Below are 22,531 nucleotides of genomic sequence, written 5' to 3'. Positions count from 1 at the left end.
AATAGTGCTTGCATATCCGTATTAATCTTAAACGGAACGGGGTCGAGTATGCGCCATCAGTCAGCGGTAATTTATTGGGTAAGGCGTGATTTGCGCCTTTCCGACAATCCAGCCCTGACTGCGGCTGTCCAATCCGGTAAGCCGGTGATCCCTGTTGTCATAAATGATCAATTGCAACAAGAGCTTGGTGCAGCGCCAAAGTGGCGACTGGGGCTTGGGCTTGAACACTTTTCAGCAGTGCTTGAAAAGGTTGGCGCCACTTTAATCTTCCGCTCTGGTGAGCCGCATCAGGTGTTAGAGGCCTTGATCAATGAAACTGGGGCGGATCATCTAGTGTGGAACCGGATGTACGAAACCAAAGCTATGATCCGGGACAGCGCCCTTAAAAAGACTTTAAAGCAGCGCGGTATCAAGGTCGATAGCTTTGGCGGGGCTGTTTTGTTTGAGCCAATGAGCGTTGAAACAAAAACTGGTGGCTATTACAGGGTTTTCACTCCGTATTGGAACGCAGTTAAAAATCGTGATGTTACTGCGCCTTTGCCCAAAGTGACTACATTTAACGCGCCCTCTGAATGGCCAAGATCAGATAAGCTAAGCGATTGGCAGATGGCGAAAAGCATGGGGCGCGGTGTAGATGTCACGCGCGCATACGTGCAACTTGGTGAAACAGAAGCCAGGTCCAGATTGGCGGATTTTCTACAAAATGATGTGGCGTTTTATTCCCAGCGCCGGGATATACCCTCGGTGCATGGCACATCTGGGATTGCGGAAAACCTTGCACTTGGGGAAATAAGCCCGCGGCAGTGCTGGCATGCGGCACTGCGTGCTCATTTTGATGGAAATGCAGGGGCTGAGGCGTTTTTGCGGCAGTTGGTCTGGCGCGACTTTGCCTATCATCTCTTGTACCATACGCCGCACATTGCCCATTCGAACTGGAAGCCGGATTGGGATAAATTCCCATGGTCATGTGATGAAGATGATCCCAAGGTACAAGCGTGGAAACAAGGGCGTACCGGCGTGCGTTTCGTAGATGCCGCCATGCGTGAGATGTATGTCACCGGCAGGATGCACAATCGCGGCCGGATGATTGTTGCCTCATATTTAACCAAGCATCTAATGTGTCACTGGCGCATTGGGCAAAAGTGGTTTGAGGAATGCCTCATAGACTGGGACTGCGCAAGCAATGCAATGGGGTGGCAATGGGCAGCCGGTTCCGGCCCGGATGCTGCGCCCTATTTTCGAATTTTTAATCCTGATACCCAACTGGGTAAATTTGACCCTGACGGCGTCTATCAAGAGCGTTGGATTGCAGAAATTGCAAATGATCCAACCATAACAGCAACGAGTTACTTTGATGCTATACCAAAAGGCTGGAAATTAAAACCAGACTTGGTTTATCCTGACCCTGTCGTCACTCTCTCCCAAGGCCGCCAAAGGGCTTTGAATGCTTATGAAAACCGTTGTTTCTAAAGGTAAAGGTTTATGCACTTAACATCGACAAAAAATCAAAAGAATCTGCCTCGGTATTTTAGCCAAGTCTTTGAGATGGCGGACGCTATGAATACGGGGAGATTGGATTTTGTTTTGCCTGACGGGCGGGTTTTTCGCGCCAGTGGTAAAAACTCCGGGCCCGTTGCTCAAGTTGATATCCATAACCCCGAGATCTTTGCCCGTCTCATCCGCGAAGGTGATCTTGGGTTCTCAGACGCCTATCTTGATAATTGGTGGAGCACCCCAGATCTGCAATCCTTCATGGATTGGGTCCATGCGGAAAATGAGGAACTGTACGACGGCTTTCCCGGAATGGGCTTGGTACGGGTTTTTGAAAAAATCCGCTTTTGGCTGCAGAGTAATTCGAAAAGACAAGCTCGCAAAAACATCAGCCACCACTATGACCTTGGCAATGATTTTTACGGATTGTGGCTTGACGATACGATGACATATTCCTCGGCGCTTTTTACGACAGGTCAGGAAAGCCTTGAGGCCGCACAAATTGCGAAATACGCCTCAATGGTGGATCAAATGGGTGTCAAAGAAGGCGATCATGTCTTGGAAATAGGCTGTGGCTGGGGCGGTTTTGCCGAATATGCTGCGAAAGAAAGAGGATTGAAGGTCACTGGCCTAACAATCAGCAAGGAACAGCTTGATTACTCTAAGAAAAGAATCGAAAGCAAAGGCCTACAGGATAGAGTTAATATAAAACTTCAAGATTACCGTGATGAAAAAGGCCGCTATGATGGGATCGCCAGTATCGAAATGTTTGAAGCGGTTGGGCAAAAATACTGGCCGGCGTATTTCGAGACGATAAAAAATTGCCTTCATCCGGGCCGGCAGGCAACCTTGCAAATCATTACGGTACAAGATGCCCGCTGGGAGGTTTACCAGCGCGGTGTTGACTTCATTCAGAAGTATATTTTCCCCGGTGGTATGCTGCCCAGTCCGAATGCGCTGAAAGCGGAAGTTCAAAATGCAGGATTGTCGGTGGTTAAGTCCAAAGAGTTTGGCCTAAGCTACTCGCAAACATTGCGGCGCTGGCACGATGTTTTTAACGCCAAATGGGATCAGGCGGCGGCTTTGGGGTTTGATGATAGGTTTCGCCGTATGTGGAATTTTTATCTCACGTCCTGTGCTGCAACTTTTGAAAGCGGTAATTGTGATGTCACGCAGATAACCATTGCCAATTCAGGTGGTTCAAAAACTTAGCCAAGGGCGAGACGCGCTGCGTGCGCATCTAAAACCTGCCTGCTTAAAGTGCCGCTAAAATACGATATCTGCGGCGATGCAATAACGCTGCGAGCATTGGCTTGAGTTCATGCGGTAATCTGCCTACATGTGGCTGTCAGATGTGAAATAAAGGACTGCCCTAATGGACTATGCAAGTGACCTTGCTCGTATGGTGGGAAACACGCCACTGATTAAACTTCGGCGCGCAAGCGAAGAAACTGGCTGCACGATCTTGGGCAAGGCCGAATTTATGAACCCCGGTCAATCGGTCAAAGACCGAGCCGCATTGTTCATCATTCGTGATGCAATTGAAAAAGGATTGCTGCAGCCGGGTGGAACCATCGTGGAAGGTACTGCGGGAAATACCGGAATTGGTCTGGCGCTTGTGGGAGCGTCACTGGGCTACAAAACCGTCATTGTAATCCCTGAAACCCAAAGCCAAGAGAAAAAAGACATGCTGCGGCTTGCTGGCGCCGAATTGGTTCAAGTGCCTGCTGCCCCCTACAAAAATCCAAATAACTATGTGCGGTATTCTGGGCGCCTTGCGGACGAGCTGGTGAAGACACAGGAAAATGGAGCCGTTTGGGCCAATCAGTTCGATAATGTGGCCAACCGTCAAGCGCATGTTGAAACAACCGGTCCGGAAATTTGGCACCAAACAGGTGGCAAAGTTGACGGATTTATATGTGCGGTTGGATCTGGCGGCACACTGGGCGGTATTTCACAGGCCCTGCGGCCAAAAGGCGTCAAAATCGGTCTGGCTGACCCCATGGGCGCGGCGCTTTATTCGTTTTACACCGAGGGCGTTTTAAAGTCTGAGGGCAACTCAATTTCCGAAGGTATCGGGCAGGGGCGCATTACCAAAAATCTAGAAGGGTTTACCCCTGATCTATGCTATCAGGTCACCGATCATGAAGCCCTGCCCATTGTGTTTGATTTGCTGCAAAACGAAGGCCTTTGTCTTGGGGCAAGCTCGGGTGTAAATGTGGCCGGCGCGATTAAAATGGCGCGAGAATTGGGGCCGGGGCATACGATTGTGACGATTTTATGCGACTATGGAACGCGCTATCATTCCAAACTCTTCAACCCTGATTTTCTAAAAAGCAAAGAGTTACCCTTGCCGCCTTGGTTAAGCATGGCGCCCCAGTCTATTCCGGGCGTTTTTGAGGAGATGTGATCTTCATCCCAGGCCAGCCTTGGGGTGCTTGTCTTCCAAGGCGTTTGATATCTGCGTGGACAGAATTCCAAGAAAGGACTTAACATGACCGAAAAGCAATTTCTGCAAGACAGTTTTCTGCGTGAAGCACCAGCGAAGGTTGTTGATGTAACCCAAGAGGGCGGCATAGTTTTAAACCAAAGTCTCTTTTATGCCACCTCGGGCGGGCAACCTGGCGATGGCGGTGTCTTACGCTGGAACGGTCAGGAAACAGTGATTTCAACGACCGTAAAAGGTGAGGCAGATCAGATCATTTGCCTGCCCGCCGAAGGCAGTGTTCTGCCAAAAGTAGGACAAGAGGTTTTGCAGGTTCTGGATTGGGATCAGCGCTACAATCATATGCGGATGCACACGGCGCTGCATCTTTTGTCGGTTGTCATTCCCTTGCCGGTGACCGGCGGGGCGATTACGGCAGTCAAAGGCCGTTTGGATTTTAACATGCCACAAGCGCTAGAAGACAAAGACGCTTTGACAGAGGCACTGAATGCGCTGATCGCCCGGGATTTGGAGATCACAGAAGAATGGATCACCGAGCGCGAGCTGGATGAAAACCCGTCCTTGGTCAAAACCATGTCAGTGGCCCCACCCCGCGGCGCCGGAAAAATCCGGTTGATCCGGATTGGCACAAATGAGAGCAGCGTTGATTTGCAACCCTGCGGCGGCACCCATGTGGCCCGCACAAGTGAAATAGGGCGGGTTAGAATTGGCAAAGTTGAAAAAAAGGGTCAGCTAAACCGGCGGGTGCATTTGCATTTCGATGCATAATTTTTTAAGTTATTCAACGAAGATGCCTTGCTTTTAGCCTGCCGTAACAGCTAAAAGGCAGGCTAGTGGACAGGTGGCCGAGTGGTCGAAGGCGCACGCCTGGAAAGTGTGTAGGCGGGAGACCGTCTCCAGGGTTCGAATCCCTGTCTGTCCGCCATATGCTGTCTGGGATCAGCGCTTATGGGTCCAAAATAGCGTAAATTGCTAAGAGAGGGTTTCTGGCTCATCATAACCACCAGGGAGTGGACATGAGACAGCAGAGATTTTTTGATGCTTTGCGTGTTTTGATTTCGGTAATCGTTCAAATATCGCTGACGATGTCTGGCCCCAATTTCCTTCTCTATTTTTCTGTTGAAGATGGGTAAAATTATTCTAGCTTAGAAATAAATTAGTTAGGATATCGCAATGCGCATTTTTGCTCTCATTACTGCAACTGTTTTGTTTGTTACGCGGCCTGTTTATGCGGACATCTACCAAGAGCTTTATGCAGCGCTGCATATGGATGAGGTTGTGGCGGTCATGCGCCAAGAGGGATTGGAAGAAGCCGAAACGACCGCTGAAATGTATCTTAAAAACAGCGTTAGAAATAATTTTGATAGCGCTGTTGATGCGCTTTATGCAGAGGCTTCAATTAAGAGACAGCTGCTTAAAGGGTTAAGGGCTGCCTTAGCTAAAGCTGATGCCGAGCTTGCGTTGGATTTTTATCGCACTCCACTTGGGGTGCTCGTGGGCCAACTTGAAACCACGGGCCGCGTTGCAATTTCGAATGATGCAGTTGAAGAAATGGCGATTTCTATTGCGCAGGACGCGCTGCAAGCAAAAGATGAACGTGCAGAGATATTGCAAAGCGCTGCTGAGGAAATGGGGTTGACAGAATATAACCTGTCCGGAGCTTTTGCGGCGCGTTTTGCATTTTTATCTGGCTTGGCTGAGGCCGATGAACTGGGCATAAATCAGGATCAAATCATTGAACTTATTGCGCGGGATAAAGATAGTCTGCGCGCTGAAATAGACAAATGGGTTTTGGGCTATGTCTATATGGCTTACCGGCCGCTCAGCGACGCAGAGCTATCAGATTATCTGGCGTTTCAAAATTCATCTATTGGCAAGGCATTGAACCACGCATTATTTGAAAGTTTCAATGCGGTTGCAACTGATAGCGCAGGGCAATTGGGCAAACTACTTGCGTCGGCATTAGAAGCGCGGGATTTGTGACCTGTTATCTGTTAAAGTCCTTGACTTTCTTTTGCGAGTGCCGGATAAGCGCGCTCTGTTGGCGGGCTATGGCTCGCCAATTCTTGTAATAACGTTTTAAAGACGCGCTGTTCGAGGTGGCCATATGGCCGAAACGCCCTGATATAGGGGGCCGCAGAACGCGAAACCAAAAGGAAAGACACATGTTTGCGGTCCTAAAGACCGGCGGTAAGCAATATAAAGTTCAATCTGGCGATATGCTGAGGGTTGAAAAGCTGGCCGCTGATGCAGGTGAAAAAGTTCAATTTAACGACATTTTGATGCTGGGTGGCAAAAAGCCAGTGCTGGGCACACCAATGGTGTCAGGCGCAGCCGTACAGGCTGAGGTGATCGATCAGATCAAAGCCGACAAAGTCATCAACTTTGTAAAACGCCGCCGCAAGCACAGCTCGCAGCGCACCAAAGGCCATCGGCAAAAGCTGACCTTGGTTAAAATCACTGACATTTTGGCCTCTGGCGCAGATGCATCAGGCGTAAAGGCCGCTTTAGGGGCTGGCTCAGTGCCAGCTGCGGCGCCATCAGCGCCAGCCAAAAAGCCGGCAAAAGCCAAGGCGGAAAAAGCGCCAGCGCCCACGAAAGCGCCAGCAGCGAAAAAAGCTGCTAAGCCTGCAAAAGCAGAAGCGGCCCCGGCGGCATCTGACGATCTGAAAAAATTATCTGGTGTCGGACCGGCATTAGAGAAAAAGCTAAATGCAGCCGGCATTACATCTTATGCGCAAATTGCAGCATGGACGGATGCAGATGTTGCTGCTATAGACGAGCAACTGTCATTCAAAGGCAAGATTGAGCGCGAAGGCTGGATTGATCAAGCCAAAGAACTGGCCAAGTAAGAGGAGTACGCACCCATGGCACATAAAAAAGCAGGCGGTTCATCCCGTAACGGTCGCGACTCTGATGGTCGCCGTCTTGGCGTCAAGCTCTATGGTGGGCAGCACGCTATTCCTGGAAATATCATCGCGCGTCAACGCGGCAACAAATGGTGGCCGGGCAACGGCGTTGGTCAGGGAAAAGACCACACTATTTTTGCGACCGTAGAAGGCAATGTGAAATTTCACAAAGGCTTCAAAGGCCGCACCTTTATTTCCGTGCTTCCTGCAATGGAGGCCGCTGAATAGCCGAAACCTTAGGTTTAAAGTTTTAAAGGGATCGGCGAAACCGCCGGTCCCTTTTTCATTTTGGGGATACACCCAGAACAGGTGGAAACATGAGCGTTGGTATCATCAGTTTTGTAGCTTTTGCGTTTTCGCAAGTGGCCACTCCCGGTCCTGCCAACATGGCAATGTTGGCAACCGGTGCGCGCTATGGGTTCCGTGCAGCGCTTCCCTTTGTGGCGGGCGTGGTGCTGGGCAAACAGCTGATTATCTGGCCGATCGGCTTTGGTCTAATGAGCCTTGCAGATCAGGTTCCACTGCTTTTTGTGCTGCTTAAATATGTCTCTGCTGCCTATATTATCTGGCTGGCATGGCGGGTCGCTAATATGCGTTTGTCAGTCAATAAAGACACTGCGAATGCCCCCGGTTTTGTGGCAGGTCTTTGGGTGCATCCTTTGAACCCAAAAGCATGGGCGATGATCGTTGCGGGATTTACCAATTTTGTTGACCCCAGCACACCAACGCTTACTGCCACAGCGATTATTGCGCTTTCATTGATGGGTATTCAGATTATTTGCCATCCTGTTTGGACTTTCTTTGGAGATCGTATTGCAAGATTGCTCATCGGGACCCCGTCGGAACGCTATCTGATGTGGTGTTTGGCGGCTTTGACTGTGGCTTTTGTTGGCTACGCTTTGATGAATGGAGAACTTTGATGAAACTGGAACAGATTACCAACCAGCCTTTCGTAACCACCGACCGCTTTGATCTGCGCCCTTTGCGCCGCTCGGACGCAGGTCTGGTCGAGTTTTACACCAAAGACGAGCGTGTGGCGCGGATGACACCGGCGATCCCGCATCCAATGCCGGCGGGGGCAACCGAAGCTATGATCGCGCGCGCTTTGTCACCAGAGCGCGAGCAGGACATCTGGGCGATTGACGGCGTGAAATCGGGACTATCAGAAGTTCTGGGTCTCTTATCGCTGGATCGGTTGAGCAAAAACCAAAGCGAGCTGAGTTATTGGGTTGCGCCTGCGTTTTGGAACAAAGGCGTTGCCTCCGAAGTGACCGCAAGTTTGCTGGCGGCCAACCCGCTGCAGAACGAAACAATTTTTGCAGCGGTGTTTCAGGATAATCCTGCCTCGGCGCGGGTGCTGACCAATTGCGGATTTGCCTATATCGGTGATGCCGAAGCGTTTTGCGTGGCCCGCAATGCGACCGTTGCAACGTGGACATATTTAAAGACCTTTCAAATCAATGGATAAATTTAATGGAACATATTTTAACAACCGAAAGGTTGGTGCTGCGCCCGATTGAGGACAAAGATAAGGATGATATCATTCGCGGCGTAAGCGATTTTGCGGTGGCAAAATGGCTTAGCATGGTGCCGCATCCCTATACCGGGGCAGATGCGCAGTGGTTTATAGACCATGTCAAAGCATCGCCCCATGGGTATTGGGCCATCACCCGTGCAGGCCAATTTCTGGGCATCATTAGCATCAAGCCTGATCTTGGCTACTGGCTGGCCCCTGCGCATTGGGGGCAGGGCGTGATGAGCGAAGCCGCAAGCGCTGTCGTTGCCGCCTATTTTAAAAACCCTGCAGCGGGGCCTTTGATGTCGGGCTATTTCATTGAAAACGCTCGGTCGGCTGCTGTCCTTTATAAACTGGGGTTCGGTAATAAAGGCCCGGTTGAAGAAGAGTATTCCAAATCCTTGGGCCGTAAAACCTTGCATCGCAAAGTCGCGATAACCCCTGAGCAGTGGCATTTTTTAAATCCGGTTGAGATTAAAACCGAACGGCTGCGCATCCGGCCGGTAATGCCCGAAGATGCCGAGGCGCTATATCCGATTGCTGCGTAGAAAGAAGTTGCGCAGATGCTCAGCGGTGTGCCGCATCCGCTTGAGCTATCACATCTGGAAAAGCGTTACGAAAAAGACCGCTGGCGGGGAAAGATCGGGACGATATTTGCAATTGAGCAATCTGAAAATGTAAGGGGTGTTTTCGGCTTTTTCTACGATCCGGTAAGCATCGGATATTTCATTGATCCCAAATTATGGGGTCATGGCTATGCCACGGAAACCGTTCGGGCGATGGTTGATTTTATCTTTGAGCGTTTTCAGTGCGCTGAAATTACTGCAGATCATTTTAACGACAATCCGGCCTCGGGCAGGGTGCTTGAAAAAGCTGGCTTTAAAGTGACCGGGCAGGGCGAGGCCACATCAAAGGCGCGCGCGGCTGCAGCGCCAAACACGCTTTATGCGCTTAAGCGGCCAGATTGGGCCAAAGGATTAAGGTTAAAACTAGGGGGCGATCCCCAAAACATCTAAATTGGATGAAAACGATGATACCCAAGATTATTGAAACAGAGCGGCTTATTCTTCGCCCGCCGCAAAATTCAGATGCAGATCAAATAGCGCCACGGATCACCCATGATGTGGCGCACTGGCTGGCACGTATGCCCTATCCCTATTCTCGGGCGGATGCGGTGGACTGGCTCAGCGAAATGCAAAAGGATCCCGATAAGGCCGTCTGGGCGATCACCTTGGACGGGCGGTATATCGGCACCATTGGTCTAGAGCGCGAGTTTGGCTATTGGCTGGCGCAGGAGCGCTGGGGGCAGGGATTAATGAGCGAAGCGGGCCGCGCCGTACTAGACTCGTATTTTAGAGATCCGGCGGCAGGGCCGCTGGCCTCTGGTTATTTTATCGGTAATGAGCGCTCGGCCAATGTTCTGCGTAAACTGGGTTTTGGCCCTAAAGCGGCGCCAATCCTGCGCTATAATCTTGCGCAGGACAAGGATTTGCCGCTGCAACAAATGTATCTAACCCCTGAGCAGTGGCATTTTTTAAATCCGGTTGAGATTAAAACCGAACGGCTGCGCATCCACCCCAATGAAGCGCACCACATGGCGGCCATCCATGCCATCATCGCACAACAAAAGGTGGCTCGAAATCTGGGAAGTTTTCCGCATCCGCTGGACATTGAATTTATTGAAGAGCGTGTAGAAAATGGACGTTGGCGCGGTGGGTGGAATGGATGGTTCCATATTGCCGATCCAGCCGGCACTGTGCTGGGCATGATCGGGTTTTATTCGTCCACACAGGGGCAAGAGGATGATATCGGCATCGGTTATGCGCTTGATCCCAAGGCTTGGGGGCAGGGCATTATGAGCGAAGCCCTGCGCGCGTTTTGTGACTTTATCTTTGAGCGCTATCGGGCAGGAAAAATCCAAGCAAGCTGTTTTGATGACAATCCTGCCTCGCAAAGGGTGCTTGAAAAAGCCGGGTTTGAGCCGTTTGAAAAAGACATGGAGAAATCAGCAGCGCGCAGTGAAAAATCACCTATTACGCGTTACCGGTTGGTGCGAAGAAAAGGAGCATCTGATGGCACGGGGCATTAAAACCGAACGGTTAAGGATCATTTGAGAATGATCCAGCGCATATTGATCAGGTCATGGCGCTGATGTCTTTTTGGGAGGTTTCTAAAAACACGGGCACATGGATCTTCCCACCAGATCGTGATCAGGTGATTGAGCGCATGCAAAAATTGCAGGCGGGCAAAGGGTTTGCCGGGTGTATTTTTGCAGGTAATGAATTTATCGGAACTGGTGGCCTAAACGAAGCGACGCTGTGGTATCTTTTGCGTCCGGATCACTGGGCGAAAGGCTATGCCAGCGAAGTGGCAAAGGCGCTGATTGCATATGGGTTTCAAAGATACGCTTGGGACGTGATTTATGCTGGTGTTTGGGATGATAATCCGGCCTCTCGAAGCGTGTTGGCAAAATGCGGGATGAAACAGCTTGGCACTGCACGGTATTGGTCGCGTGCACGCAGTGCGCCAGTAACGTCATGTGAACATGTGTTAACGCGGCGCGAATGGCTTTTGAATAATCCGATCATGATCGACACCCCTAGAGTGATATTGCGGGGTTTAAATGCTGATCACGTAACAGATATTGCCCGTATTGGCGGAGATCAAAAAGTTGCGCCGATGATTATGCGCGCCACCGTTCCTTGGCCGGTTCACGATGCAGCCGCTTGGATTGAAGCTTCTGCCTATAATGGTCAATTGGGGTACCGTTTGGGGATATTCAAAACGGATGGGCAGCTCATTGGGTGTATTGGCGTTGGGCCGGATAAAAGCCTTATGTATTTTCTTGGTCCTGCCTATTGGGGGCAGGGCTATGCCACCGAAGCCGTGCGGGCATTTTTGAAAGATTGCTTTTGCCGCTTTGACCGAGAGGAAGTGATCGCAGATCATTTTCATGATAACCCGGCCTCGTGCCGCGTTCTGCGCAAAGTAGGTTTTGAATATACTGGCCGCGCGCTTGGGCAATCAGCGGCACGTGAAAAGAAAGAAGAGGTCTTCGAATATAGCTTATCGCGCGCAGCGCTGTGCGCCTTTTAAATTGCGCCAAAGGCTTGAGCCTTGGGCCAAGTTTAACTATTGGCTTGTTGAGCATAACCCCAAGAGGCAATAATGAAATTTCTTGACTTGGCAAAGGTCTACATCCGATCCGGTTCCGGCGGCGGCGGTGCGGTCAGCTTTCGCCGCGAGAAATATATCGAATATGGCGGCCCTGACGGGGGCGATGGCGGCAATGGCGGGTCGGTTATTGCCGAAGTTGTTGATGGTCTCAATACATTAATTGATTTTCGCTATCAGCAACATTTCTTTGCCGATAATGGCCGGCCGGGCATGGGCCAGCAACGTTCTGGCGCCACTGGCGGTGATATCATTTTGCGGGTGCCGGCAGGAACCGAGATTTTAGATGAAGATCAAGAAACCGTTATTGCAGATCTGGCCAATATTGGTGATCGGATTGTTCTTGCCAAAGGCGGCAACGGCGGGTTTGGCAATCTGCATTTTAAATCGGCGACCAATCAGGCACCGCGGCGGGCAAATCCCGGACAAGAAGGCATCGAGCGCACCATTTGGCTGCGGTTAAAGCTGATTGCGGATGCCGGTTTGCTCGGCATGCCCAATGCCGGAAAATCCACTTTCTTGGCGGCCACATCCAACGCCCGCCCTAAAATTGCGGATTATCCCTTTACCACGCTGCATCCGAATTTAGGCGTGGTTGGGATTGATAATACCGAATTTGTCATGGCCGATATTCCCGGCTTGATCGACGGAGCGCACCAAGGTCGCGGGCTGGGAGATTTGTTTTTAGGTCATGTTGAAAGATGCTCTGTTCTGCTGCATCTGGTGGACGGGACCGCCGGTGATTTTCTGACGGATTATAAAACAATAATCCACGAGCTGACCGCCTATGGCGGGGCACTGGCCGAAAAACCGCGCATCACCGCATTGAACAAAATTGACGCTTTGGATGCAGAAGAGCAATCCTTCTTTAAGGCCGAGCTGGAACAGATTAGCGGCGGTGAGGTGTTGTTGGTGTCGGGTGTGAGCGGTGAAGGTGTAAGCGATGTACTGCGCGCTTTGCGTGCGGTGATTGACGGGGCAAAGGCCGAACCTGAACTGACGGATGAGGGGCAGGATACATGGCGGCCCTAAGCTCTGCAAAGCGGATTGTGATAAAGATCGGATCGGCGTTGTTGGTCGAGCCGCAGAGCGGTGTTTTGCGACGCGACTGGCTGGTTTCGCTTGCCTCGGATGTGTCACGGTTCAAAAAAATGGGCGTTGATGTGGTTCTTGTGTCTTCTGGATCCATTGCGCTGGGCCGCAGGGTGCTTGACCTTCCCGCCAATGATCTGGCGCTGGAGCAGTCGCAAGCTGCTGCTGCCGTGGGGCAAATCCGCCTGGCGCAGGCCTATGAAGAAGTGCTGGCCCCACATGATATTAAAACTGCACAGATCCTTGTCACCCTAGAGGATAGCTCGAACCGCCGCCGCTATCTCAATTCGCGCGCAACCATTGAAACTCTTCTTGGCTTGGGCGTTGTTCCGATCGTCAACGAAAACGACACCGTGGCGACAGACGAAATTCGTTATGGGGATAATGACAGGCTTGCAGCTCAGGTTGCGGTTACAATTGGGGCAGACCATTTAATTCTACTCTCGGACGTTGATGGTCTTTATAGTCAAAACCCCCATTTGGATAAATCTGCAAAACTGATTGAAAAAATAGATGAGATTACTCCCGAAATTGAAGCCATGGCTGGTGATGCAGGATCTGGTCTTTCGAAGGGGGGCATGAAAACAAAGCTCATGGCTGCCAAAACGGCCACAGCGGCGGGCTGCATCATGGTGATCTCAAAAGGATCGCGCTTGCATCCTCTGCAGGCTTTGGTGGATGATGCGCCGGCCACTTGGTTCGGGGCACAGCTTGATCCGCATACGGCCAGAAAACGCTGGATTGCATCGCTAAAACCGATGGGCCAAATTGCTATTGATGACGGTGCCGTAAAAGCCCTAGGCACTGGCAAAAGCCTTTTGCCTGCGGGAGTTACCGATGTGAAAGGCAAGTTTTTTCGCGGTGATGTGGTGGTTATTTGTGACCAGACAGGGCGCGAAATAGGTCAGGGTATAAGCGGATATACATCAGCAGAAGCGCGCGCTCTTATTGGGTTGCGCAGCTCACAAATTGAAAAGGTTTTGGGCTATCCTGGACGTGCAGCTTTGGTGCACCGAAATGATATGGCCACATAAAGATATAAGGGCGTAAGAATGAACGATATTGATAAAGTGATGCAAGCCATTGGAACACAGGCAAAAGCGGCCGCAGCCCAGCTTGCATATGCACAAGATCGTCAAAAGACCTTGGCTCTAGAGGCCGCCGCAAAGATTGTTTGGGATCGGCGCACATGGATCATTGGCGAAAATACCAAGGATTTAAAATACGGGCGGCAAAAGGGCTTAAGCGACGCTATGATGGATCGCTTGTTGCTAGATGAGGCGCGGATCAAGGGTATCGTTGACGGTTTAACGGCGGTTGCCCAGCAATCTGATCCTGTCGGAAAAGTGCTTGATCAATGGGATCGTCCTAATGGGCTGTCGATCAAAAAGGTCTCTACACCTTTGGGGGTGATTGGGGTGATTTATGAAAGCCGTCCCAACGTGACTGCGGATGCCGGAGCGCTGTGCCTTAAATCGGGCAATGCGGTTATTTTACGCGGCGGTTCGGAAAGCTTTCACAGCTCTCAGGCTATTCATACCTGTCTGGTTGCTGGGCTGAAAGAAGCGGATTTGCCCGAGGCGTCTATTCAATTCGTACCAAGCCGTGATCGCGCAGCCGTTCAAAAAATGCTGACCATGACAGACACGGTTGACGTGATTGTGCCGCGCGGTGGCAAGGGACTGGTCGGCTTGGTGCAAAGCGAAGCACGGGTTCCTGTTTTTGCGCATTTGGAAGGCATCGTTCATATTTATATCGACAAGCACGCTGATGCGGGAAAAACTTTGGATGTTGTGCTAAATTCTAAAACACGTAGAACTGGCATCTGCGGAGCAGCAGAATGTTTATTGATCCATCAAGACCTTGTGGATGGCTTGGGCGCAGAAGTTATCTCAGCTTTGATCCAGGTTGGTGTTGAAGTGCGTGCTAATGAAGACTTAAGCCATATTGCGGGCACCAAAGAAGCAACAGTGGAAGATTGGGGCAAAGAATATCTGGCCAGTACAATCGCAGCGCGCTCAGTTCGTGATATTGATCAGGCCATTGCGCATATCCGAACCCATGGTTCAAATCATACTGATTGTATCATGACCGAAGATGACGCCGCAAAGCGCCACTTTTTCGAACGCGTTGACAGTGCAATTTTAATGCATAATGCATCCACCCAGTTTGCCGATGGTGGAGAGTTTGGGATGGGTGCAGAAATTGGCATTGCGACAGGAAAAATGCATGCCCGCGGTCCGGTTGGGACAGAGCAATTGACAAGTTTCAAATACCTGGTTTCTGGAAATGGCTCCGTCAGAACCTGATGTAAACGGCTTTATTTTCGGTGGATTGATCTAGGTTTATAGGCTTTTCCATCTGTTGGCAGATCAAAGGCAGCAACAGGAAATGAACATGTGCAGGCGCAATATCGTGCCTTTTTGAAGGCTGCAGTAAGCTGTTCCAAAGCTCTGGATTTTGGGAAAAATTGGACGAAGATCCCTTTACAGTGGTTTTATCCTTTTGCCTGCTTATATGGATTTCCCCACCCAGCGGCATTGCTGTTTCCAGACAAAGAATAGAAAGGAAAATAGCCTGCGCTTCAATCCGTGTGATGTTCGTTTCAATGGACCAGCTCAAAACTACACGAGAGCCATTGAACAAGGGGAACAGTATGTTTCGGGCTCTGTCGGGGGAAAGTTCCGCGTGTTTACTCCCCATGCCAAAAGCAATGCGGAAAAAATTTACCTGACCGATGGCATTTTCGCTGCTTTCCTCAATGAGACAGATTTCAGGCCCCCTAGAATTTTCAGAAGATAAATGGAGCAATTCAAGGCCATTTTTAACAGCGCCTATCGGGCTTGCGAGGTCATGGCAAATTCTGGACCCAATTAATGTTGCGAGTTGTAAAGGATCATGTTTCATTGTGGAAAGAAATTTCTAAGGGTATGTGAATTGGATAATTTGAATAACTTCTTGGAACCGGGGATGATGGTGAAACACCCGTCACAGCCAGATTGGGGGATTGGGCAGGTGCAATCACGGATTGGTAATCGGATCACCGTGAACTTTACCGAAGTTGGAAAAATAGTCATTGACGGATCACGCATTGTTTTAATTCAGGTTCTTTTTAAAGAATAATTTTCAAAAAACAACCCTGAGTTGTAATTCGTGGGTTTTAATCTGGTCTTATCTTGTCAAGAAAGAGTGTCTTGGCTAGAGAGAGCATCTAAAAAAGGGTAATTCCTTGGTAACTTCGCCTGAGTTCACTGTTAAATTTGCGAAAACAGAACAAGAGTTTCTGGCGGCTCAGAGGCTAAGGTATGATGTCTTTATTTCCGAACTTGGTGGGTGCGGAAACCTTGTTGACCATGAAAACCGTTTAGAGCGGGATCGTTTTGATCCCTATTTTGATCACCTGATTTTGGTAGATCAGACAAAACAAAGTGACTGCAAAAGCGGTGTTGTGGGGGTTTATCGCTTGATGACAGATGAAAAGGCCCAGGAGCTTGGGCAGTTTTACTCAGAGGACGAGTATGATCTTTCAAAATTAAAAAGGTCTGGCCGTAAATTGTTAGAACTTGGCAGATCCTGTGTGCATCCCGATTACAGAGGCGGAACAGCGCTCTATCATCTGTGGAAAGGTCTGTCTGAATTCGTGCTTGCAGAGAAAATAGAAATTTTGTTTGGGGTGGCAAGCTTTCATGGCACAGATGCAAATGCGTTTGCTGCTCCGCTTAGTCTTTTACATCAGCGCCATCTTGCTCCGCCCGAATTAAGGATAGAAGCCAAAGCGCCTCATGCTCAGATCATGGATTTGATCCCACCGGAAAATTTGGACCGCCGTAAAGCCGTATTGGAAATTCCCGCCTTGATTAAAGCCTATCTGCGATTGGGCGGGTTTGTCGGGCAAAATGCATTTATTGATTATGACTTTAATACAATTGACGTATGTTTGGTTTTAGATATCGAGCGTATGAATGGCCGGCAGAAAAATATTTATTCAAAAGCTGAGATATTGACATGACAACGTGGCGAAGTTCACACGGCGATCTAAACATAAATGAAATATCGTTTATGGGGTGGATCATAGTTATAATACGCGTTGTGCCGATGTTCGTTGTTATCTTTGGTGGGCTTTTGATCTTACTCCTGCTGCGTATTTTTGAAAAACCCCTATTTGGTCACAATCGGCCGATAACGCCCTTTCTGAACCAAGCCGTCTGTAAAATATCTCTGCGCATTATGGGCATAAATCAGCATATTTTTGGCCGAGCCATGACCAATAACGGCGCTGTCGTTGCCAACCATTCGTCTTGGCTTGATATCTTTACTTTGAATGCCACGCAGCAAGTGTATTTTGTGTCAAAGTCTGAAGTTGCCGCCTGGCCTGGTATCGGGTGGCTGGCGCGTGCAGCCGGAACAGTTTTCATAAAGCGTGACAGGCAGCAAGCCAAATTGCAACGCGATATGCTTTCATCGCGCTTACAAATGGGACATAAATTACTGTTTTTCCCAGAAGGCACCTCAACCGACGGGCGGCAGGTTTTGCCTTTTAAATCAACGCTTTTTGCGGCTTTATTCGAGCAAAACCTAAAAAGCGATATATATGTTCAACCTGTGAGCGTGGTGTACAAAGCCCCGAAGGGATGTGATGACCGATTTTATGGTTGGTGGGGTGATATGGCTTTTGATTCCCACTTTCTGCTGACCCTCAGCACGTGGCGCCAAGGCAGGGTTGAGGTTATCTTTTCACCGCCCGTTGCGATTGCAGATTTTTCATCCCGAAAAGACCTGTCAAAGCACCTGCAAAGTCAGGTGAGCAGCGCCCACCAACAGGCAACTAGCCGGTTGAAGTCATCGCCGTGATATAGGCGCTCAAAGCTTCCGATGGGTTGTCTTCGCGCCAAATTTCGTCTTGCAGGGCAACAAAATCAGTGACTTTGCGCAAATTGGCCATTGTAGGAATACTGAGCGCCCCCTCTGCGACGACAGGCACTTCAATCATTTCTGACCACCATGCGAAAAGATCGATGTCCGCCACCTGGCCATCGCCTAGTTTGGTGTTTTGCACCGGACCAAAACTAACATAGTCAGCACCTGCTTCGCTTGCGGACATTCCATCATGTTTTGAAGTGCCGCAAAATGTACCAACAATGGCCTCTTTACCCAGAGCGTCACGTGTTTTTCGAACTGCGCGCGCACCATCAGATAAATGAACCCCATCAAGCCCCAAACGCTCGACCAGCATAATGTGGCTTTCGATCACCAGCGCAACATCACGAGCATGACAAATATCGCGCAGGCTATCTGCGATTTTGGAAATCTCTAATTCGTCTTTTGTGGTCAGAGCAAGCCGCACGCAGGCCACTTCATTGCCATCCAGGACATTGCCCAATTGATCACCAAAACGGGAAAGTTCGAAGTCGCCTGGAGTGATCAAATAAACCTGTGGGTGCTCTTGGTCCATCATCTGAAAGTTCCTGATAGCAGTTTTAAACTTCCATAATCTTAAATTTCGTAAATGGCTATGGCTTATGGTCTCCAAAGGGCTTTTCAGGGCAGGTTTTCTAGCATAGATGAGCTGCATACATTCAAATGGTGACCCAATGACCAGTTTGCATCCACAACCAACCTTTATCCTTGTCCGCCCACAAATGGGTGAGAACATTGGCGCTGCTGCGCGAGGCATGCTTAATTTTGGTCTAGATAGAATGCGGGTTGTTGCCCCCCGGGATGGTTGGCCAAACCCAAAAGCCATTGCAATGGCGAGTGGTGCGGGGCGCGTTTTGGATGAAGCGGGCCATTTTGAAACCGTTGCAGACGCCAGTGGTGATGGACATTTTGTCTTTGCCACAACGGCCCGAAGCCGCGGCCTCACAAAGCCGGTTTATGCGCCGCAAGCCGCAATGGAGAAGGCGGCAGAGTTGATCGCTTCTGGACAAAAAGTGACGGTTGTGTTTGGCCCTGAAAGGGCTGGATTGCAAAACGAAGATGTTGCTGTGGCAAACGCAATCATTACCTTGCCGGTCAATCCAGAGTTTCCATCGCTCAATTTGGCGCAATGTGTATTGCTGCTGGCCTATGAATGGCGGCGCGCTCAAGGCCAGATCGAAAATCAAAGAATGGAATTGGCTGGCACCGACTGGGCCGCGGTCCAAGATGTTGAGAAACTCGCAGAGCATTTTGAGCAGAGATTGGAAACGGCCGGGTTTTTCTTTCCTGAGACCAAGGCGCAGGGCATGAAGTTAAATCTTCGCAATATGTGGTCCCGTTTGCCTTTGACTCGGGCGGATGTACAAATATTTCATGGCATGTTGCGACAAATTGTAAGGTGGAAAGAACGGGGTGAATGACTTGAAGCTTATATGTCTGCGCTCTACTCTTTAGTTGGAAATAATAGAAAGCCTGAACCCGCATGACCCGTAAGAGATCAATATTTGAAGATGTTGCCGCCGAGACTGAAGCCTCGTCACCGGTAAACAAAGCAACCGGAATAATTGACCGAGGTCGCGGGCAGGCGAACCGGTCTATTTTGCGCTTATGGCTCATCTTACTATTCTTGCTGGTAGTGATGATGATCCTTGTTGGAGGTCTTACTCGGTTAACTGATAGCGGATTAAGTATAACAGAATGGCGGCCGGTGAGCGGAGCTCTTCCGCCTTTGTCCGAACAAGACTGGTCTGAGGAGTTTGAAAAATACAAACAAATTCCAGAATACCAGCTGCAGAACAAAGGTATGAGCCTGCAGAGCTTTAAAGTTATATATTGGTGGGAATGGGGCCATAGGCAATTGGGCCGTGTGGTTGGCCTGGTTTGGGCCATCGGATTTGCGTTTTTGTTTTTTACAAAGAAAATTCCGACAGGCTGGACGCCCAAATTACTGTTTCTGGGGGCTCTGGGCGGAACACAAGGTGCAATCGGTTGGTGGATGGTCTCAAGTGGGCTTTCTGGAACGATGCTGGATGTTGCCAGCTACCGCTTGGCGACCCACTTGGGCTTGGCCTTTGTAATCTTAGGTTTTATTGCTTGGTTTCTACTTCATCTGAGCGAACGCGAGAGTGATTTAATCCAGCGGCGACGCAGCCGAGAGGGACGTTTGTTTTCACTCTCAACGGGACTACTGCATTTCACATTTCTGCAGATTCTTATTGGAGCGCTGGTGGCGGGCATAGATGCTGGGCGCAATTATATTGACTGGCCCCTGATGGCTGGAGAGTTTTTTCCATCGGACTCGTTTTTGCTCAACCCTTGGTGGCGCAACTTTTTTGAAGACGATGGACTGGTTCAATTTATGCATCGCATAGCCGGTTACGGCGTTTTCGTCTTGGGCGTCATTGCTTGGCGGCGCTCGCGGTCATCAGGAAATGCAATGGTTAGATTTGCCTTCAATGCAGTTCTTGCAATGATGAGCCTGCAAATGGTTTTGGGCATTACAACCGTCTTATATGCGGCCCCTTGGCACATCGCTATCGTACATCAATTAGGAGCAGTTGTTCTTTGGGTTTTAATTTTGCGTGCACGGTTTTTGGCTGCTTACCCTCCACAACAATCGGTAAAAGGAATTTAACCTGTGACTGCTTTTTCAAATTTAATGGATTATCAATATCAAACAGAAGCCCTCGCTAAAATTGCAACGCGACTTGGATGGGACCAAGAAACAGTCATGCCCAAAGGCGCATTGCAAGACCGGGCTGAAGAATCTGCTGCACTTGAAAAAGCGCTCCATGATCGGCGCAGTTCGAGTGAGCTAGAAGATTTGTTAGCAACTGCCCAATCGCAGGCTTTGACGGCCCTTGAAAAACGGCAAGTGAGCTTGATTGAGCGCGCGCTTCTTCGGACCCGAAAAGTGCCTGTTGAGCTTTCGGTTGCATTGGCACGTATTACCCCAAAATCTCATCAAATTTGGGCCAAAGCCCGGGCAGAAGATGACTTTATGGCCTTTGCGCCCATTCTTTCTGAGGTCATTCAACTGCGCCGCCAGGAAGGCGAAGCCTTGGCTCAAGGCAGCGCTGTAGTGGCTTATGAAGCGTTGCTGAAAGATTATGAGCCGGATGGAGAACTCCCAGCTCTGATGGACATGTTCGATCAACTCAGATCACCGTTGGTGGAATTGCGTTCAGCCGTGTTAGATTGCCCGCAGCCAAAAGCCTTGCAGGGACATTTTGATCCTAAACAGCAAATGCTGATAGCGCATGAACTGGCGGAATGTTTTGGCTATGATTTTTCACGCGGGCGGATTGATAAAGCTGTGCATCCGTTTAGTTCAGGCTCGGGTAATGATGTGCGGATCACAACAAGAACTGAACCAAGCGACCCGTTAAATTGCTTTTACTCAACCGTCCATGAAGTGGGTCATGGAAGTTATGAGCAAAATATTGATCCAGAATATGGATTTTCTCCGATTGGGGCAGGGTGCTCAATGGGGGTTCATGAAAGTCAAAGCCGAATTTATGAAAACCAATTGGCCCGATCCCGCGCTTTTACAGGCCATTTATACCGCCGCATGCGCGCCGTGTTTGGAGATTTTGGGATAGAAAACGAAGAGGTTTTCTATCACGCTGTTAACCGGGTGTCGCATGGCTATATTCGGACCGAGGCTGATGAGCTGCAGTATAATCTGCATATCATGCTGCGCTTTGATCTAGAGCGTGATCTGATGTCTGGTGCATTAGAGGTCGCAGATTTAGAAGCCGCATGGAATGACCGATTTGCAGCAGATTTTGGCTACAAAGTCGATAAAGCCTCAAATGGTGTTCTGCAGGATGTCCATTGGTCCGAAGGGCTGTTTGGTTATTTTCCAACATATTCTTTAGGTAATGTTTATGCCGGATGCCTTTTTAAAGCGCTAAGAAATGACTTAGCTGATCTCGATGTACACCTTGGCTCTGGAAACCTAGAACCAGCTGTTTCATGGCTGCAGCAGCGCCTTCAAAGACACGGAGGGCGTTATCCGGCCGCTGAACTGATCGCGTCAGCCAGTGGGAATGCGGTTTCAGTTGAACCGTTGCTGGAATATTTAAAAAATAAATTTTCTGATCTTTATGGTCTTGCTGCCATGTAATTGACCTGAGCTACGCGAGCCGATTTCTTCATCAGACTACTTTCGATCCAATCCCGTGCCAGCTTTAGTGCAGGGTCTTTTTTTCGAGTATAATGGTAAGAAGCCCAGATTTCATTTTGATTTTTTCCAGTAGGCTCATAAAGCATAAGATCGGGCTTACTATCGGCAAAGCTACAAGGCAAATAGGCCAAAAGCGGCATTGTGCGAATAAGCTGATGTGCGTTTAAAAGACTTGAAACGGTAAGTCGTGGGCTTTGATTTAGGGGGCCAACATTACTTTGTAATTTTGGGCGAGGACCGGTTTCGCTATCAACATCCACCCACCCTTGTAGATTGTTTTTAAAGCGTGCTGCATGATAGAATCCGCATATTTGATGCCCAATTCTAAATCTGAAAATGCGACCTTCTTCTGGTTTTAAGAAAGACAAAATAAGGTCAGTTTCGCCAAATGCCAAACTTGCGTGAGTGGACGCTAACTTCATCTCCAATTGAGGGTAGGTGATTAAAAGCTTATCTGCTTCTGGAAGCAAACAGGCTTCAATTATAGTTTGTGGCGCAGTAATATGCAGCTTGTAATTTTTTTGTTGAGTTGATGCATTTATCTCAGCAGTTTGAATTCGCTCTTCAATACGTCGCGCTACGGCAGAAAATTCTTGCCCCAGACTTGTTGCCATCCAGTGGCAATTTTGCCGAATAAACAGGGGTTGGCCTGCTTCTTCTGTTAGCCTTTCAATGCGGCGTGAAACAGTTGCAGTGTTGGTGCCAAGTGCTTTAGCCGCAGCAGTCATTGTCCGAAATTCATCAAGGGCTAAACAATATTTAAGATCATCCCAGTTTTGCATAATATCCCTTCCACT

Annotated in this window: 25 protein-coding genes and 1 tRNA gene; 23 read left to right on the top strand and 3 right to left on the bottom strand. The window is 49.5% G+C overall.

Annotated elements, in window-relative coordinates; translation table 11 throughout:
• Nucleotides 1-48: 48 nt before the first annotated feature.
• The 17 genes from GN278_11345 to GN278_11265 all read left to right on the top strand — a co-directional run bounded on the left by GN278_11345 (nucleotide 49) and on the right by GN278_11265 (nucleotide 14,937).
• Nucleotides 49-1,470 (top strand): deoxyribodipyrimidine photo-lyase, encoded by a 1,422-nt coding sequence (locus GN278_11345; protein XAT61286.1) that lies wholly within the window; start codon nucleotides 49-51, stop codon nucleotides 1,468-1,470.
• 12 nt (nucleotides 1,471-1,482) lie between these two features.
• Nucleotides 1,483-2,703: a methyltransferase domain-containing protein gene (locus tag GN278_11340; protein XAT61285.1), complete on the top strand. Its 1,221-nt coding sequence runs from the start codon at nucleotides 1,483-1,485 to the stop codon at nucleotides 2,701-2,703.
• A gap of 163 nt (nucleotides 2,704-2,866) precedes the next feature.
• On the top strand, nucleotides 2,867-3,901 hold the full coding sequence (locus tag GN278_11335) for a cysteine synthase A (protein ID XAT61284.1): 1,035 nt from the start codon (nucleotides 2,867-2,869) through the stop codon (nucleotides 3,899-3,901).
• An 84-nt stretch (nucleotides 3,902-3,985) separates the two neighbouring features.
• Nucleotides 3,986-4,705, top strand: a complete 720-nt coding sequence (locus GN278_11330; GenBank protein ID XAT61283.1) for an alanyl-tRNA editing protein — start codon at nucleotides 3,986-3,988, stop codon at nucleotides 4,703-4,705.
• A gap of 67 nt (nucleotides 4,706-4,772) precedes the next feature.
• Nucleotides 4,773-4,862: transfer RNA gene (locus GN278_11325), tRNA-Ser, on the top strand.
• Between the two features lie 248 nt (nucleotides 4,863-5,110).
• Nucleotides 5,111-5,920 (top strand): hypothetical protein, encoded by an 810-nt coding sequence (locus GN278_11320; GenBank protein XAT61282.1) that lies wholly within the window; start codon nucleotides 5,111-5,113, stop codon nucleotides 5,918-5,920.
• Nucleotides 5,921-6,102: 182 nt separating this feature from the next.
• Nucleotides 6,103-6,789: a 50S ribosomal protein L21 gene (locus GN278_11315; protein ID XAT61281.1), complete on the top strand. Its 687-nt coding sequence runs from the start codon at nucleotides 6,103-6,105 to the stop codon at nucleotides 6,787-6,789.
• A 15-nt stretch (nucleotides 6,790-6,804) separates the two neighbouring features.
• Nucleotides 6,805-7,074: a 50S ribosomal protein L27 gene (gene rpmA, locus GN278_11310; protein XAT61280.1), complete on the top strand. Its 270-nt coding sequence runs from the start codon at nucleotides 6,805-6,807 to the stop codon at nucleotides 7,072-7,074.
• Nucleotides 7,075-7,163: 89 nt separating this feature from the next.
• Nucleotides 7,164-7,766: a LysE family transporter gene (locus GN278_11305; GenBank protein XAT61279.1), complete on the top strand. Its 603-nt coding sequence runs from the start codon at nucleotides 7,164-7,166 to the stop codon at nucleotides 7,764-7,766.
• Entirely contained in the window at nucleotides 7,766-8,314 is a 549-nt protein-coding gene (locus GN278_11300; GenBank protein XAT61278.1) for a GNAT family N-acetyltransferase, read from the top strand. Before GN278_11305 ends, GN278_11300 begins: the two co-directional genes overlap by 1 nt.
• A gap of 5 nt (nucleotides 8,315-8,319) precedes the next feature.
• A complete protein-coding gene (locus GN278_11295) occupies nucleotides 8,320-8,910 on the top strand; it encodes a GNAT family N-acetyltransferase (GenBank protein ID XAT61277.1) in 591 nt (196 codons plus the stop codon).
• Between the two features lie 15 nt (nucleotides 8,911-8,925).
• Complete coding sequence (locus GN278_11290; GenBank protein ID XAT61276.1) at nucleotides 8,926-9,378, top strand: GNAT family N-acetyltransferase; 453 nt, start codon at nucleotides 8,926-8,928, stop codon at nucleotides 9,376-9,378.
• Between the two features lie 5 nt (nucleotides 9,379-9,383).
• Nucleotides 9,384-10,451: a GNAT family N-acetyltransferase gene (locus GN278_11285; GenBank protein XAT61275.1), complete on the top strand. Its 1,068-nt coding sequence runs from the start codon at nucleotides 9,384-9,386 to the stop codon at nucleotides 10,449-10,451.
• A 53-nt stretch (nucleotides 10,452-10,504) separates the two neighbouring features.
• Nucleotides 10,505-11,458 (top strand): GNAT family N-acetyltransferase, encoded by a 954-nt coding sequence (locus GN278_11280; protein ID XAT61274.1) that lies wholly within the window; start codon nucleotides 10,505-10,507, stop codon nucleotides 11,456-11,458.
• A 72-nt stretch (nucleotides 11,459-11,530) separates the two neighbouring features.
• Nucleotides 11,531-12,568, top strand: a complete 1,038-nt coding sequence (obgE, locus tag GN278_11275; GenBank protein XAT61273.1) for a GTPase ObgE — start codon at nucleotides 11,531-11,533, stop codon at nucleotides 12,566-12,568.
• Nucleotides 12,556-13,662 carry a glutamate 5-kinase gene (locus GN278_11270; protein XAT61272.1) on the top strand — a complete coding sequence of 369 codons (1,107 nt, stop codon included), beginning with the start codon at nucleotides 12,556-12,558 and terminating at the stop codon, nucleotides 13,660-13,662. Before obgE ends, GN278_11270 begins: the two co-directional genes overlap by 13 nt.
• A gap of 18 nt (nucleotides 13,663-13,680) precedes the next feature.
• Entirely contained in the window at nucleotides 13,681-14,937 is a 1,257-nt protein-coding gene (locus GN278_11265; protein ID XAT61271.1) for a glutamate-5-semialdehyde dehydrogenase, read from the top strand.
• Here the strand turns inward: GN278_11265 and GN278_11260 are convergent.
• Entirely contained in the window at nucleotides 14,927-15,535 is a 609-nt protein-coding gene (locus GN278_11260) for a hypothetical protein (GenBank protein XAT61270.1), read from the bottom strand. The genes GN278_11265 and GN278_11260 overlap by 11 nt on opposite strands.
• A 30-nt stretch (nucleotides 15,536-15,565) precedes the next feature.
• Between GN278_11260 and GN278_11255 the strand changes: the two genes are divergently transcribed.
• The 3 genes from GN278_11255 (at nucleotide 15,566) to GN278_11245 (ending at nucleotide 17,479) form a co-directional block, all read left to right on the top strand.
• Nucleotides 15,566-15,751 carry a DUF3553 domain-containing protein gene (locus GN278_11255; protein ID XAT61269.1) on the top strand — a complete coding sequence of 62 codons (186 nt, stop codon included), beginning with the start codon at nucleotides 15,566-15,568 and terminating at the stop codon, nucleotides 15,749-15,751.
• A 106-nt stretch (nucleotides 15,752-15,857) separates the two neighbouring features.
• A complete protein-coding gene (locus GN278_11250; GenBank protein XAT61268.1) occupies nucleotides 15,858-16,637 on the top strand; it encodes a GNAT family N-acetyltransferase in 780 nt (259 codons plus the stop codon).
• A complete protein-coding gene (locus GN278_11245) occupies nucleotides 16,634-17,479 on the top strand; it encodes a 1-acyl-sn-glycerol-3-phosphate acyltransferase (GenBank protein XAT61267.1) in 846 nt (281 codons plus the stop codon). The genes GN278_11250 and GN278_11245 overlap by 4 nt, the downstream gene beginning before the upstream one ends.
• Here the strand turns inward: GN278_11245 and GN278_11240 are convergent.
• Nucleotides 17,454-18,083: a thiamine phosphate synthase gene (locus GN278_11240; protein ID XAT61266.1), complete on the bottom strand. Its 630-nt coding sequence runs from the start codon at nucleotides 18,081-18,083 to the stop codon at nucleotides 17,454-17,456. The two genes, GN278_11245 and GN278_11240, sit on opposite strands and share 26 nt — an antisense overlap.
• Before the next feature lie 136 nt (nucleotides 18,084-18,219).
• On the opposite strand from GN278_11240, the gene GN278_11235 reads away from it, so the two are divergent.
• The 3 genes from GN278_11235 (at nucleotide 18,220) to GN278_11225 (ending at nucleotide 21,674) form a co-directional block, all read left to right on the top strand.
• Nucleotides 18,220-18,966: an RNA methyltransferase gene (locus GN278_11235; GenBank protein ID XAT61265.1), complete on the top strand. Its 747-nt coding sequence runs from the start codon at nucleotides 18,220-18,222 to the stop codon at nucleotides 18,964-18,966.
• 62 nt (nucleotides 18,967-19,028) lie between these two features.
• Nucleotides 19,029-20,180 (top strand): heme A synthase, encoded by a 1,152-nt coding sequence (locus tag GN278_11230; protein ID XAT61264.1) that lies wholly within the window; start codon nucleotides 19,029-19,031, stop codon nucleotides 20,178-20,180.
• A 24-nt stretch (nucleotides 20,181-20,204) separates the two neighbouring features.
• Nucleotides 20,205-21,674, top strand: a complete 1,470-nt coding sequence (locus GN278_11225) for a carboxypeptidase M32 (GenBank protein ID XAT62640.1) — start codon at nucleotides 20,205-20,207, stop codon at nucleotides 21,672-21,674.
• Here the strand turns inward: GN278_11225 and GN278_11220 are convergent.
• Nucleotides 21,653-22,516, bottom strand: coding sequence for a LysR family transcriptional regulator (locus GN278_11220; GenBank protein XAT61263.1), 864 nt, complete (start codon nucleotides 22,514-22,516; stop codon nucleotides 21,653-21,655). The two genes, GN278_11225 and GN278_11220, sit on opposite strands and share 22 nt — an antisense overlap.
• Nucleotides 22,517-22,531 lie beyond the last annotated feature (15 nt).

Source organism: Rhodobacteraceae bacterium Araon29 (genome assembly GCA_039640505.1).
Lineage (GTDB): Bacteria > Pseudomonadota > Alphaproteobacteria > Rhodobacterales > Rhodobacteraceae > CABZJG01.
This window is presented reverse-complemented; position numbering and strand designations above follow the sequence as displayed.